The organism is Bradyrhizobium sp. NAS96.2 (genome assembly GCF_001908235.1).
In the GTDB taxonomy this organism is placed as follows: domain Bacteria; phylum Pseudomonadota; class Alphaproteobacteria; order Rhizobiales; family Xanthobacteraceae; genus Bradyrhizobium.
Map to the genome: position 1 here is coordinate 31384 of NZ_LGHK01000042.1, position 12188 is coordinate 43571.

The 12188-nt window shown below is 63.6% G+C and carries 21 protein-coding genes; all 21 read right to left on the reverse strand.

Translation table 11 applies throughout. From position 1 onward, the window contains the following. Position 1 precedes the first annotated feature (1 nt). A complete protein-coding gene (locus tag AC628_RS11395) occupies positions 2 to 796 on the reverse strand; it encodes an SDR family NAD(P)-dependent oxidoreductase (RefSeq protein ID WP_074126933.1) in 795 nt (264 codons plus the stop codon). A 196-nt stretch (positions 797 to 992) separates the two neighbouring features. Then, positions 993 to 1409: a 50S ribosomal protein L17 gene (rplQ, locus tag AC628_RS11400; RefSeq protein ID WP_021081645.1), complete on the reverse strand. Its 417-nt coding sequence runs from the start codon at positions 1407 to 1409 to the stop codon at positions 993 to 995. Positions 1410 to 1530: 121 nt separating this feature from the next. Next, complete coding sequence (locus AC628_RS11405) at positions 1531 to 2550, reverse strand: DNA-directed RNA polymerase subunit alpha (RefSeq protein WP_074126934.1); 1020 nt, start codon at positions 2548 to 2550, stop codon at positions 1531 to 1533. A gap of 129 nt (positions 2551 to 2679) precedes the next feature. Continuing rightward, positions 2680 to 3069 carry a 30S ribosomal protein S11 gene (gene rpsK, locus AC628_RS11410; protein ID WP_006021048.1) on the reverse strand — a complete coding sequence of 130 codons (390 nt, stop codon included), beginning with the start codon at positions 3067 to 3069 and terminating at the stop codon, positions 2680 to 2682. Between the two features lie 114 nt (positions 3070 to 3183). After that, on the reverse strand, positions 3184 to 3552 hold the full coding sequence (gene rpsM, locus AC628_RS11415; protein ID WP_016843766.1) for a 30S ribosomal protein S13: 369 nt from the start codon (positions 3550 to 3552) through the stop codon (positions 3184 to 3186). 190 nt (positions 3553 to 3742) lie between these two features. After that, a complete protein-coding gene (locus tag AC628_RS11420; RefSeq protein ID WP_074126935.1) occupies positions 3743 to 4642 on the reverse strand; it encodes an adenylate kinase in 900 nt (299 codons plus the stop codon). Positions 4643 to 4713: 71 nt separating this feature from the next. Next, complete coding sequence (gene secY, locus AC628_RS11425; protein WP_024578584.1) at positions 4714 to 6048, reverse strand: preprotein translocase subunit SecY; 1335 nt, start codon at positions 6046 to 6048, stop codon at positions 4714 to 4716. Between the two features lie 157 nt (positions 6049 to 6205). Then, positions 6206 to 6691: a 50S ribosomal protein L15 gene (rplO, locus tag AC628_RS11430; protein WP_074126936.1), complete on the reverse strand. Its 486-nt coding sequence runs from the start codon at positions 6689 to 6691 to the stop codon at positions 6206 to 6208. A gap of 21 nt (positions 6692 to 6712) precedes the next feature. Continuing rightward, on the reverse strand, positions 6713 to 6904 hold the full coding sequence (rpmD, locus tag AC628_RS11435; RefSeq protein WP_024578582.1) for a 50S ribosomal protein L30: 192 nt from the start codon (positions 6902 to 6904) through the stop codon (positions 6713 to 6715). Positions 6905 to 6943: 39 nt separating this feature from the next. Continuing rightward, positions 6944 to 7519 (reverse strand): 30S ribosomal protein S5, encoded by a 576-nt coding sequence (gene rpsE / locus AC628_RS11440; protein ID WP_074126937.1) that lies wholly within the window; start codon positions 7517 to 7519, stop codon positions 6944 to 6946. Positions 7520 to 7577: 58 nt separating this feature from the next. Further along, entirely contained in the window at positions 7578 to 7937 is a 360-nt protein-coding gene (gene rplR / locus AC628_RS11445) for a 50S ribosomal protein L18 (RefSeq protein WP_016843760.1), read from the reverse strand. An 11-nt stretch (positions 7938 to 7948) separates the two neighbouring features. Next, on the reverse strand, positions 7949 to 8482 hold the full coding sequence (gene rplF, locus AC628_RS11450) for a 50S ribosomal protein L6 (RefSeq protein ID WP_021081650.1): 534 nt from the start codon (positions 8480 to 8482) through the stop codon (positions 7949 to 7951). A gap of 14 nt (positions 8483 to 8496) precedes the next feature. Continuing rightward, positions 8497 to 8895 carry a 30S ribosomal protein S8 gene (rpsH, locus tag AC628_RS11455; RefSeq protein WP_021081651.1) on the reverse strand — a complete coding sequence of 133 codons (399 nt, stop codon included), beginning with the start codon at positions 8893 to 8895 and terminating at the stop codon, positions 8497 to 8499. Positions 8896 to 8911: 16 nt separating this feature from the next. Then, positions 8912 to 9217: a 30S ribosomal protein S14 gene (gene rpsN, locus AC628_RS11460; RefSeq protein WP_074126938.1), complete on the reverse strand. Its 306-nt coding sequence runs from the start codon at positions 9215 to 9217 to the stop codon at positions 8912 to 8914. Positions 9218 to 9263: 46 nt separating this feature from the next. After that, positions 9264 to 9821, reverse strand: coding sequence for a 50S ribosomal protein L5 (gene rplE, locus AC628_RS11465; RefSeq protein ID WP_050420398.1), 558 nt, complete (start codon positions 9819 to 9821; stop codon positions 9264 to 9266). Further along, complete coding sequence (rplX, locus tag AC628_RS11470) at positions 9814 to 10128, reverse strand: 50S ribosomal protein L24 (protein WP_016843755.1); 315 nt, start codon at positions 10126 to 10128, stop codon at positions 9814 to 9816. The genes rplE and rplX overlap by 8 nt, the downstream gene beginning before the upstream one ends. Next, the gene (rplN, locus tag AC628_RS11475; RefSeq protein WP_011473865.1) at positions 10128 to 10496 is read right to left on the reverse strand and encodes a 50S ribosomal protein L14; all 369 of its coding nucleotides are present in this window, start codon (positions 10494 to 10496) and stop codon (positions 10128 to 10130) included. Before rplN ends, rplX begins: the two co-directional genes overlap by 1 nt. A gap of 75 nt (positions 10497 to 10571) precedes the next feature. Continuing rightward, entirely contained in the window at positions 10572 to 10820 is a 249-nt protein-coding gene (gene rpsQ / locus AC628_RS11480) for a 30S ribosomal protein S17 (RefSeq protein WP_016843754.1), read from the reverse strand. A 10-nt stretch (positions 10821 to 10830) separates the two neighbouring features. Continuing rightward, positions 10831 to 11037 carry a 50S ribosomal protein L29 gene (gene rpmC / locus AC628_RS11485; RefSeq protein WP_021081654.1) on the reverse strand — a complete coding sequence of 69 codons (207 nt, stop codon included), beginning with the start codon at positions 11035 to 11037 and terminating at the stop codon, positions 10831 to 10833. Positions 11038 to 11042: 5 nt separating this feature from the next. Then, complete coding sequence (gene rplP / locus AC628_RS11490; protein ID WP_016843752.1) at positions 11043 to 11456, reverse strand: 50S ribosomal protein L16; 414 nt, start codon at positions 11454 to 11456, stop codon at positions 11043 to 11045. Between the two features lie 30 nt (positions 11457 to 11486). Next, a complete protein-coding gene (gene rpsC / locus AC628_RS11495; protein ID WP_074126939.1) occupies positions 11487 to 12188 on the reverse strand; it encodes a 30S ribosomal protein S3 in 702 nt (233 codons plus the stop codon).

Consider the following 12188-nt stretch of genomic DNA (forward strand, 5'->3'; position numbering starts at 1 on the left):
CTCACGCGATGGTATTGACGATGCCGCCCTCGGCCCGCAGCGCGGCGCCGTTGGTCGCGGAAGCCTGCTTCGAGCAGGCATAGACCACGAGGTTGGCGATCTCCTCGGTGCTGGCGAAGCGCTGCAGCAGCGAGGTCGGCCGGTGCTGCTTGACGAAGTTGGCGGCCGCCTCCTCGACCGACTGGCCGTTCTGCTTGGCGAGATCCTTGACGAAGGTCTCGACGCCCTCGGACATCGTCGGTCCGGGCAGCACGGAGTTGACGGTCACGGCGGTGCCGCGGGTCAGCTCCGCGAGCCCGCGCGCGATCGCAAGCTGTGCGGTCTTGGTCATGCCGTAGTGGATCATCTCGGTCGGAATGTTGAGGCCGGACTCCGAGGAGATGAAGACGATGCGGCCCCAGTTGCGCTTCAGCATGCCCTGCATGTAGCCGCGCGACAACCGCACGCCCGACATCACGTTGACCTCGTAGAAGCGGCTCCAGTCCTCATCGGGAATATCGAAGAAGCCCTTCGGCTCGAAAATCCCGGCATTGTTGACGAGGATGTCGACCTCCGGCAGCGCGGCAAGCAGCGCCTTGCAGCCGGCTGCGGTCGAGACGTCGGCGGCTATGCCACGCACCTTCGCACCCGGTACCGCCTGCGCGATCGCGGCGACCGCTGCATCGACCTTGGCCTGACCGCGGCCATTGACCACGACCTCGGCGCCGGTTGCTGCCAGCCCCTTGGCGATGGCGTTGCCGATGCCCGCGGTCGAGCCGGTCACCAGCGCAGCCTTTCCGGAAAGGTCGATTTTCATTTGTCATCTCCGTTGATGTGGATGGAGATATCGGGCGCGGCATGAAGCGCCGCAATTGCATCTCACTGATGCGTGAGGAGGATAATGACGATGTCGTCCTGGCGAAAGCCAGAACGACGACGGGGATCAAGCGGCATGGCGCAAACAAAAACGGCGCCCGAAGGCGCCGCTTTCGAAACCCTGGCTCGAAGCCGGCTTACGCCGCCTCGGCTTCCTTGTCCTGGGCGGGACCGGAGTCCTGGCCCTTGGCGTCGACGTCGCGGTCGACGAACTCGATCACGGCCATCGCCGCGTTGTCGCCGTAGCGGAAGCCGGCCTTGATGATGCGGGTGTAGCCGCCCTGGCGGTCCTTGTAGCGGGTCGCCAGCGTGTCGAACAGCTTCTTGACCTGATCCTGGTCGCGCAGCTCGGAGATCGCCTGGCGGCGCAGGGCGAGACCGCCCTTCTTGCCGAGGGTGACGAGCTTCTCGACGATCGGCCGCAGCTCCTTGGCCTTCGGCAGCGTGGTGACGATCTGCTCGTGCTTGATCAGCGCGGCCGCCATGTTGGCGAACATCGCACGCCGGTGCTCGGCGGTGCGGTTGAGCTTCCGATGAACCTTGCCGTGACGCATAGTCTATTCCTTACTTTATATCTGCCGCGACGGTTCGTCGGACATGTTGCTCAGGTGGGCTACCTGCGTTCGCCCGGTAGAATCATGGCCGGGACAGCCCGGCCATGATGATAGAATCGGATCAGTAGTGATCCTCGAAGCGCTTGGCGAGCTCGTCGATGTTCTCCGGCGGCCAGCCCGGCACTTCCATGCCGAGATGCAGACCCATCTGGGCCAGCACTTCCTTGATCTCGTTCAGCGACTTGCGGCCGAAGTTCGGGGTGCGGAGCATTTCCGCTTCCGACTTCTGCACGAGGTCGCCGATGTAGACGATGTTGTCGTTCTTCAGGCAGTTTGCCGAACGCACCGACAGCTCGAGCTCGTCGACCTTCTTGAGGAACGCCGGGTTGAACGCGAGATCGGGGATGATCTCCTGCGTGACTTCCTTGCGCGGCTCTTCGAAGTTGACGAACACGTTGAGCTGATCCTGCAGGATGCGCGCGGCGTAGGCCACCGCGTCCTCCGGCGTGATCGCGCCGTTGGTCTCGATCGTCATGGTCAGCTTGTCGTAGTCGAGGATCTGGCCCTCACGGGTGTTCTCGACCTTGTAGGAGACCTTGCGGACCGGCGAGAACAGGCTGTCGACCGGGATCAGGCCGATCGGGGCGTCCTCGGGACGGTTGCGCTCGGCGGCGACGTAGCCCTTGCCGGTCGCGACCGTGAACTCCATGCGGATCTCGGCGCCGTCGTCCAGCGTGCAGAGCTGCAAATCGGGGTTGAGCACGGTGACGTCGCCGACGGTCTGGATGTCGCCGGCGGTGACGGCGCCCGGGCCCTGCTTCTTCACGACCATGCGCTTCGGGCCTTCGCCCTGCATCTTGATCGAGATGTCCTTGATGTTGAGGACCATGTCGGTGACGTCTTCACGGACACCAGCGATCGAGGAGAACTCGTGCAGCACGCCGTCGATGTGCACCGACTGCACCGCCGCGCCCTGCAGCGAGGACAGCAGGATGCGGCGCAGCGCGTTGCCGAGCGTCTGGCCGAAGCCGCGCTCGAGCGGCTCGGCGACCACGGTGGCGAACCGGCTCGCGTCCGAGCCCGGCGTCACCTGCAGCTTGTTCGGTCGAATGAGTTCTTGCCAATTTTTCTGGATCGTCACTGTTTCACCCTTTGCCGGTCATCGGGCCAATCGAATGGCCAAACCTGGCGTTGGAGATCGCGGATCAGTCCGCGCGGTCAATTCCAAAAACCATCGCAGGGCGGCTAGAAGCCGCCCGCGACTTACAGATCAAACGCGCCGACGCTTGCGCGGACGGCAGCCATTGTGCGGGATCGTGGTCACGTCGCGGATCGAGGTGACGGTGAAGCCCGCAGCCTGCAGCGCGCGCAGCGCCGACTCACGGCCCGAACCCGGGCCGGCCACTTCAACCTCCAGCGTGCGCATGCCGTGTTCCTGCGCCTTCTTGGAGACGTCTTCGGCCGCAACCTGCGCGGCATAGGGGGTCGACTTGCGCGAGCCCTTGAAGCCCATCGTGCCGGCCGACGACCAGGCGATGGTGTTGCCCTGCGCGTCGGTGATGGTGATGGTCGTGTTGTTGAACGACGAATTCACGTGCGCGATGCCGGAGGCGATGTTCTTGCGTTCGCGGCGGCGTACGCGGGTGGCTTCCTTGCCCATTTCAAACCTTTCCTGTGATCTCAACGCCGCCGTAGTGCCAGCGGCTACACCTCAAAACGCAAATGGCGAGTAGCGAATTTCGATTCGCTACTCCCCACCTGCAATTCGCAAAACTTACTTCTTCTTGCCGGCGATCGCCTTGGCCGGCCCCTTGCGCGTGCGCGCATTGGTGTGGGTGCGCTGGCCGCGCACCGGCAGGCCGCGGCGATGACGCAGGCCGCGATAGCAGCCGAGGTCCATCAACCGCTTGATGTTGATGCCGACCTCGCGACGGAGGTCGCCCTCGACCAGATAGTCGCGGTCGATGACTTCGCGGATCTGGAGGACCTCCTGGTCGGTCAGCTGGTTGACGCGACGATCCACCGGGATCTTCACCTTCTCCATGATGTCGGCAGCGTTCTTCTGGCCGATGCCATGGATGTACTGAAGCGCGATCAGGACGCGCTTGTTGGTCGGAATGTTGACGCCGGCAATACGGGCCACGGACTTCTCTCCTGTCGCCGCTCCATCACGGATACGGGCTTCTCAAGTTCTTGCTACTTGCGGGCTTGTGTCCACAAACGCGAACACGACGCCCACCCCTCGTGTCCTTTGGGGCCCGGCATCGTCATAAAACTATCCAACTTGGATGCGGGGCTTATTAAAGGATTCATGTCGGTTTCGTCAACCGCTCCTAGCGTTTAGCTCGCTTTTTCGTGAGCTTTTTTGCCGCCTTTTTGGCGGCTTTTGCCCCCTGGCGGGCATTCGCAGCGCCAATGGCCCTCCTTGCAGACTTCTTTGCGGCCTTTTTGGCCGGCTTCTTCGCGGCCTTCTTGGCGCCTTTGGCCTTGGAGGCGGCCTTGGTGGCCTTCCCGGCCGTTTTGGCGGCCTTCTTCGCAGATTCGGCAGCCTTCTTGGCCGGTTTCTTGGCGGTCTTCTTGGCCGTCCTGGCCTTTTTAGCCGCCCTGGAAGCGCTCTTGGGCTCCTCGTGCTCCTTCGGTTCCAGCGCGCCGAGCGCGGTCAGGATCCGGTTGATCTCGCGGGTGACGTGCTCGATGGTCATCATGCCATCGACGGTCAGCAGCTTCCGCCGCTCCGAATAATAGTGAATCAGCGGTTCCGTCATCGAACGGTACTGCGCCAGGCGCTTGGTCAGCACCTCCGGCGTGTCATCGAGGCGGACTTCCTCGCCGCGCGCACGGGTTTCCTCGGCACGCTTCTCGACTCGGGCGAGCAGCGCGCTCTCGTTGACGCGCAGTTCGACGACGGCGTCGAGCTTGAGGTGCTTCTTCCGGAGCAGTTCGTCCAACGCTTCCGCCTGCGGCACGGTGCGCGGGAAGCCGTCGAGAATGAAGCCCTTCTTGGCATCGGGCTCCTCGATTCGGTCGGCGATGATTCCCACCACGACCTCGTCGGGAACCAGGCCGCCATTGGCCATGATCTCCTTGGCCTGCAAGCCGACCGGGGTGCCCGCGGCAACCGCGGCACGCAGCATCTCGCCGGTCGAGAGCTGAACGATGCCATGCCGGTGCACCAGCCGCTGCGCCTGGGTTCCCTTGCCCGAGCCCGGCGGCCCCAAAAGGATCAATCTCATATCTGTTTCGCCCCCCGGCTAGGTGGGCGACGTCCGCACACCTGTGTTTTGAGTTTGAAGCCGCGCCGCAATCAGCGGCGGCGGCCTCCCCTGAGCTTCGACTTCCTGATCAGCCCTTCATACTGATGCGCGAGCAGATAGCCCTGCACCTGCGACACCGTATCCATCGTGACGCTGACGACGATCAGAAGCGAGGTGCCACCAAAGTAGAACGGGACCGAGGCATAGGAAATCAGAATTTCCGGAATCAGGCAGACGATTGCGAGATAGATCGCACCGAGCACCGTGATGCGCGACAGCACGTAGTCGATATATTCCGCCGTGCGCTCACCGGGCCGGATACCCGGAATGAAGCCGCCATGCTTCTTCAGATTGTCCGCGGTCTCGGTCGGGTTGAACACGATCGCGGTGTAGAAGAAGGCGAAGAACACGATCAACGCCAGATAGAGCAGCAGGAACAGCGGACGGCCGTGGCTGAGCTGGGTGGTGAGCCACTGGAACCACTCCGGTCCCTTGCCGGCGTTGAAATTCGCAACCGTGGTCGGCAGCAGCAGCAGCGACGAGGCGAAGATCGGCGGAATCACGCCCGAGGTGTTGAGCTTGAGCGGCAGATGCGAGGACTGGCCCTCGAACATCTTGTTGCCGACCTGGCGCTTCGGATACTGGATCAGGAGCCGGCGCTGGGCGCGTTCCATGAACACGATGAAGGCGATCACGGCGACCGCCATCACGATGACGATCAGGATCAGGCCGGTCGACATCGCGCCCTGGCGGCCGAGTTCCAGCATGTTGGCGAGCGCCGACGGCAGCTCGGCGACGATGCCGGACAGGATGATCAGCGAAATACCGTTGCCGATGCCGCGCGAGGTGATCTGCTCACCGAGCCACATCAGGAACATGGTGCCGCCGGTCAGCGTGATCGCGGTCGAGATCCGGAAGAACATGCCGGGGTCGCTGACGACATTGCCGGCGCCTTCGAGGCCGATCGCGATGCCGTAGGACTGGAACAGCGCCAGGATCACCGTCAGATAGCGGGTGTACTGGTTCAGCGTCTTGCGGCCCGCCTCGCCTTCCTTCTTCAGCGCCTCGAGCTGCGGCGACACGGTGGTCAGCAGCTGCACGATGATCGATGCCGAGATGTACGGCATGATGTTCAGCGCGAAGATCGCCATGCGGTGGATACCGCCGCCGGCGAACATGTTGAACATGCCGAGGATGCCGCCGGACTGGCTGCGGAACACCTGCTCCCAGATGTTGGGATCGATGCCGGGCAGCGGGATATAGGTGCCCAGCCGATAAACAAGCAGCGCACCCAGGGTGAACCAGATGCGCTTCTTCAGCTCGTCGGCTTTCGCCAGCTGTCCGAAATTGAGGTTGGCGGCAAGTTGTTCGGCTGCTGAGACCATGGTCGGCTTTCTCCCGGAGCCCGCTTCGCCGACGCCCCAAGAACTCGTTCTATCGGGGCAATCGGCAGACACCGGACATTATCTGGTGCTCGGCCTCGATAAGTCCATCATTCGATCCGCGGATTGCCCGCGCCGCGCGCGGGCAATGACGCAGATGTTACGCCGCCTCGCCTTCTTCCTTGGCGGGGGCCAGGATCTTGACCGAGCCGCCGGCCTTTTCGACCGCGGCAATGGCCGACTTGGAAGCGCCGTGCACTTCGATGGTCAGCTTGGTCTTGATCTCGCCGCGGCCGAGCAGCCGCAGGCCGTCCTTGGCGCGGCGCAGCACGCCGGCCTTGACCAGCGATTCGGCGGTCACGGTCTCGCTGGCGTCGACCAGCTTGTTGTCGATCGCTTCCTGCAGACGGTCGAGATTGATCTCGGCGAAGTCGAGCCGGAAGATGTTGTTGAAGCCGCGCTTCGGCAGACGGCGATGCATCGGCATCTGGCCGCCTTCGAAACCCTTGATGCGGACGCCCGAACGCGCGGTCTGGCCCTTGCCGCCGCGGCCCGAGGTCTTGCCCTTGCCGGAACCGATGCCACGGCCGACACGCATGCGCTTCTTGCGCGAGCCGGCGTTGTCGGCGATATCGCTGAGCTTCATCGCCCTTCTCCTTATCTCTGCTTACTCGCCGACGACGCGGACGAGATGCTGAACCTTGCTGATCATGCCGCGAACTTCAGGAGTGTCCTGCAGCTCGGCAACCCGGCCGATCTTGTTGAGCTTGAGGCCGATCAGCGTCGAACGCTGCGAGTGATGGCGGCGGATTGCGCTGCCGGTCTGCTCGACCTTGATCGTCTTGCTGGCCTTGGCCATGACAGTAACTCCGAATAGCGCTTCGAGAAGCGCGCGTTGTTATTCCGCCACCGCTTCGGCGTCGCCGCCGACGCGGCGCGACTGCAGGGTGGAGACCTTGATGTTGCGGCGCGCAGCAACCGAGCGCGGCGAATCCTGATGCTTCAGCGCGTCGAAAGTCGCGCGAACCATGTTGTAGGGATTCGACGAGCCGATCGACTTCGCCACCACGTCCTGGATGCCGAGCGTCTCGAACACCGCACGCATCGGGCCGCCGGCGATGATGCCGGTACCCGCCGGAGCGGTACGCAGATAGACGCGGCCGGCGCCGTGACGGCCGGCGACGTCGTGATGCAACGTGCGGCCTTCGCGCAGCGCGACGCGCGTCAGGTTGCGCTTCGCCGATTCGGTCGCCTTGCGGATCGCTTCCGGAACTTCGCGTGCCTTGCCGTGGCCGAAACCGACCCGGCCCTTCTGGTCGCCGATCACGACCAGCGCCGCAAAGCCGAAGCGCTTGCCGCCCTTGACGACCTTCGCCACGCGATTGATGTGGACGAGCTTGTCGACGAACTCGCTGTCGCGCTCCTCGCGCTCCCTGCTCCGTTCGCGGCCGCCGCGTTCGCGTTCACCTGCCATGGTGTTTTCCAATCTCTAGGAGGCTTGCGCCTCTTTCCTCGTAATCGTTCAAATTCGGTTAGAAGCTGAGCCCGCCTTCGCGCGCCGCATCCGCGAGCGCCTTGACGCGCCCGTGATAGATGTAGGCGCCGCGATCGAACACGACTTCCTTGACACCCTTCTGCGCCGCGCGTTCCGCCAGCAGCTTGCCGACGGCCTTCGCAGCATCGATGTCGGCGCCGGTCTTGCCGGCGTCGCGCATGGTCTTCTCCAGCGACGAGGCGGAGGCGAGCGTCTCGCCCTTCTGGTCGTCGATGACCTGGGCGTAGATGTGCTTGGACGAGCGGAACACCGACAGCCGCGGACGGCCGCCTGCCGAGCGGCGAAGCGCAAGGCGCACGCGCTGCTTGCGCCGGGCATTCGTAACCTTGAGTGACATGACCGGCTCCGTTACTTCTTCTTGCCTTCCTTGCGGAAGATGAATTCGTTGGCGTACTTCACGCCCTTGCCCTTGTAGGGCTCCGGCGGACGGTAGGCGCGGATCTCCGCGGCGACCTGGCCGACGCGCTGCGGATCGTTGCCGGTGATCGTGATCTCGGTCGGCTTCGGCACCGCGATGGTGATGCCTTCCGGGATCGCGTAGACCACGTCGTGGCTGTAGCCGAGCGCGAGCTGCAGGTTCTTGCCCTGCATCGCGGCGCGGTAGCCGACGCCGGTGATCTCGAGCTTCTTCTCGAAGCCCTTGGTGACGCCCTCGACGAGGTTGGCGACCTGCGCGCGCGCGGTGCCGTACATCGCCTGCGCCCGGTTGGTCTTGACGCGCGGAGCGACCTTGACCTGGCCGTTCTCGAACTTCACCTCGACGTCGTCATGCACGACGAACTGAAGCGCGCCCTTCGGCCCCTTCACCTTCACCGTCTGGCCCTCGACAGTCGCCGTCACACCCGACGGGATCGTCACCGGCCGCTTGCCGATACGTGACATCGTAAAATCCTTCCTCAGAACACCGTGAAGAGAACTTCGCCGCCCACGTTGGCGTCGCGCGCCTCGTGGTCAGCCATGATTCCCTTCGGCGTCGACAACACCGAAATGCCGAGACCGTTGTTCACGCGCGGCAGGTTCTTCACCGAGGCGTAAACGCGGCGGCCCGGCTTCGACACCCGCTCGATCTCGCGGATGACGGGCTCGCCGTCGAAATACTTCAGCTCGATCTCGAGCTCGCTGCGGCCCGAGGCATGCTCGACGCTGGCGTAGCCGCGGATGTAACCCTCGGACTTCAGCACTTCGAGCACGTTGGCGCGCATCTTCGAGCCGGGGCTCGAGACCTTGGACTTCGAACGCATCTGCGCGTTGCGGATGCGGGTGATGAGATCGCTGATCGGATCGTGCGTAGACATTGTTCCGACCCTCCCCTTACCAGCTCGACTTCACGAGGCCGGGAACCAGGCCCTTGGAGCCGAGTTCACGCAGCGCGATGCGCGAAAGCTTGTTCTTGCGATAGTTCGAGCGCGGACGCCCGGTCAGCTCGCAACGGTTGCGGATGCGCGTCGGCGAAGAGTTGCGCGGCATCTCGGCGAGCTTCAGCGTCGCCGCGAAGCGCTCTTCCATCGGCTTGGTCTTGTCGGCGATGATCGCCTTCAGCTTCTCGCGGCGCGGGCCGGCGTTCTTCGCCATCCGCTTGCGCCGGTTGTTCTTTTCGATCGAACTCTTCTTTGCCATGCTTGGCTCCTGGGTATCCGCGTTTGAGTGGCTTTGGCTCAGCTACTCACTGCCGGAACGGGAAATTGAAAGCGGTCAACAAGGCACGCGCCTCGTCGTCGGTCTTGGCGGTGGTGCAGACCGTGATGTCCATGCCACGCGCTTCCGAGACCTTGTCGAAGTCGATCTCGGGGAAAATGATGTGCTCCTTGATGCCGAGCGAATAGTTGCCGCGGCCGTCGAAGCTCTTCGGGTTCAGGCCGCGGAAGTCGCGGACGCGGGGCAGCGCCACGTTCACCAGGCGGTCGATGAACTCGTACATATGGGCCTTGCGCAGCGTGACCTTGCAGCCGATCGGCTGGTTCTCACGCAGCTTGAAGGTCGCGATCGCGATCCGCGAATAGGTCACGATCGCCTTCTGGCCGGCGATCTGGGTCAGCTCGGCAGCGGCGGTCTCGGCCTTCTTGCGGTCGTTGACGGAGTCGCCCACGCCCATGTTGAGCACGACCTTGTCGAGGCGCGGCACCTGCATCACGTTGGCATAACCGAACTTCTCGGTCATCATGCCGCGGATCTTCTTGTCGTACTCCGCGCGCAGACGCGGCGTGTAAGCTGTATCAGCCATCGATCTCTGCTCCCGAGCTCTTGGCAACACGAACCTTCTTGCCATCGGCCTGAATCTTGAACCCGATGCGGGTCGGCTTTCCGTCCTTGCCGACATACGCAATGTTGGAAAGGTCGATCGGCATCTCCTTGGAGATGATGCCGCCTTCCTGGGTCTGGGTCTGCTTCTGGTGACGCTTCACCATGTTGATGCCGCGGACGAGAGCCTTGTTCTCGTCCGGACGCACCTCGAACACCTCGCCGGTGCGACCCTTGTCGCGGCCGGTGAGCACCATCACCTTGTCGCCCTTGCGGATCTTGGCAGCCATCACAGCACCTCCGGCGCGAGCGAAATGATCTTCATGTGGTTCTTGGCGCGCAGCTCGCGCGGCACCGGCCCGAAGATACGGGTGCCGACCGGCTCGGACTGATTGTTGATCAGCACGGCGGCGTTGCGGTCGAAACGGATGACCGAACCGTCGGCGCGGCGGATGTCCTTGCGGACCCGGACCACGACGGCCTTCATCACGTCACCCTTCTTCACCTTGCCACGCGGAATGGCTTCCTTGATCGACACAACGATAACGTCGCCCACGGTGGCATAGCGGCGCTTGGAACCTCCAAGAACCTTGATGCACATGACACGGCGTGCGCCTGAATTATCGGCCACGTCGAGGTTGGTCTGCATCTGAATCATTGATGCACCTCGTCCTCTTTCTGCGCTTTAGCGCGCTCAAAATTTCCCTGAATGACTTCGGCCAGGCCGAAGGTATCAGGCCGTTTTCTTGTGTTCGCCCCGGACCACGGTCCAGCGCTTCAGCTTCGAGATCGGCTTCGATTCCTCGATCCAGACCATGTCGCCCGGCTTGAACTGGTTGTTCTCGTCGTGCGCGTGGTAGTTCTTGGAACGGCGGATCGTCTTCTTGTAGATCGGGTGGGTGAAGCGGCGATCGACGCGCACCACGATGGTCTTGGCTTGCTTGTCGCTGACGACCACGCCCTGCAGAGTACGTTTCGGCATAGCAGGCCCCTTACTTCTTCTTCGCGCGCAGCTGCGCGGCGATGGTCTTGATACGAGCGATGTCGCGGCGGGCTTCCCGCATCCGCGACGTGTTCTCCAGCTGCCCGGTGGCGCGCTGGAAACGCAGGTTGAAGCGTTCCTTCTTCAGGTTCAGGACCGCATCTTCCCGCTGGTCGTCGCTCATCGCGCGAATGTCTTCAACTTTCATCTCGGCCATGGCGATTACTCCGCAATGCGCGCAACGAAGCGCGTCTTGATCGGCAGCTTGGCGGCGGCGAGCGACAGCGCTTCCTTCGCGGTCTGCACCGGCACGCCGTCGATCTCGAACATCACGCGGCCCGGCTTGATCCGGACCACCCACAATTCCGGGGCACCCTTGCCGGAGCCCATGCGGACTTCGGCGGGCTTCTTCGACACCGGCACGTCCGGAAACACGCGGATCCAGACGCGGCCGGCGCGCTTCATGTGACGGGTCAGCGCGCGGCGGGCGGCTTCGATCTGACGGGCGGTGACGCGCTCAGGCTCCATCGCCTTCAGGCCGAACTGGCCGAACGCCAACGTCGCGCCAGAGGTCGCAACGCCGTGGATACGGCCCTTATGCGCCTTCCGGAACTTCGTTTTCTTAGGTTGCATCATGGCTTTGAGCCCTCAAATTCCTGCTTTGCCTCAAGCGGCGTCGCGGCGCGAACGCGGCGCGTTGTCGCCCTCGGCCATCTTCTTGTCCTGGGCCATCGGATCGTGCTCGAGGATCTCGCCCTTGAAGATCCAGACCTTGACGCCGCAGGTGCCGAAGGTCGTGAACGCGGTGGCAACGCCGTAGTCGACGTCGGCGCGCAGCGTGTGCAGCGGCACGCGGCCCTCGCGGTACCACTCCATGCGCGCGATTTCGGCGCCGCCGAGACGGCCCGAGCAGTTGATGCGGATGCCCTCGGCGCCGAGACGCATCGCCGACTGCACGGCGCGCTTCATGGCGCGGCGGAACGCAACGCGGCGCTCGAGCTGCTGGGCGATCGATTCAGCGACCAGGGTCGCGTCGAGCTCCGGCTTGCGGATTTCGACGATGTTGATCACGACGTCCGACGAGGTGATGTCGGCAACCTTCTTGCGCAGCTTGTCGATGTCGGCGCCCTTCTTGCCGATCACGACGCCCGGACGGGCCGAGTGGATCGTCACACGGCACTTCTTGTGCGGACGCTCGATCACGATGCGGGCGACAGCCGCCTGCTTGAGCTCCTTGTGCAGGATCTCGCGGATCTTGACGTCTTCGTGCAGGAGCTTGCCGTATTCCTGCTTGCCGGCGAACCAACGGGAGTCCCAGGTCCGGTTGATGCCGAGACGCAGCCCGATTGGATTGATCTTTTGACCCAT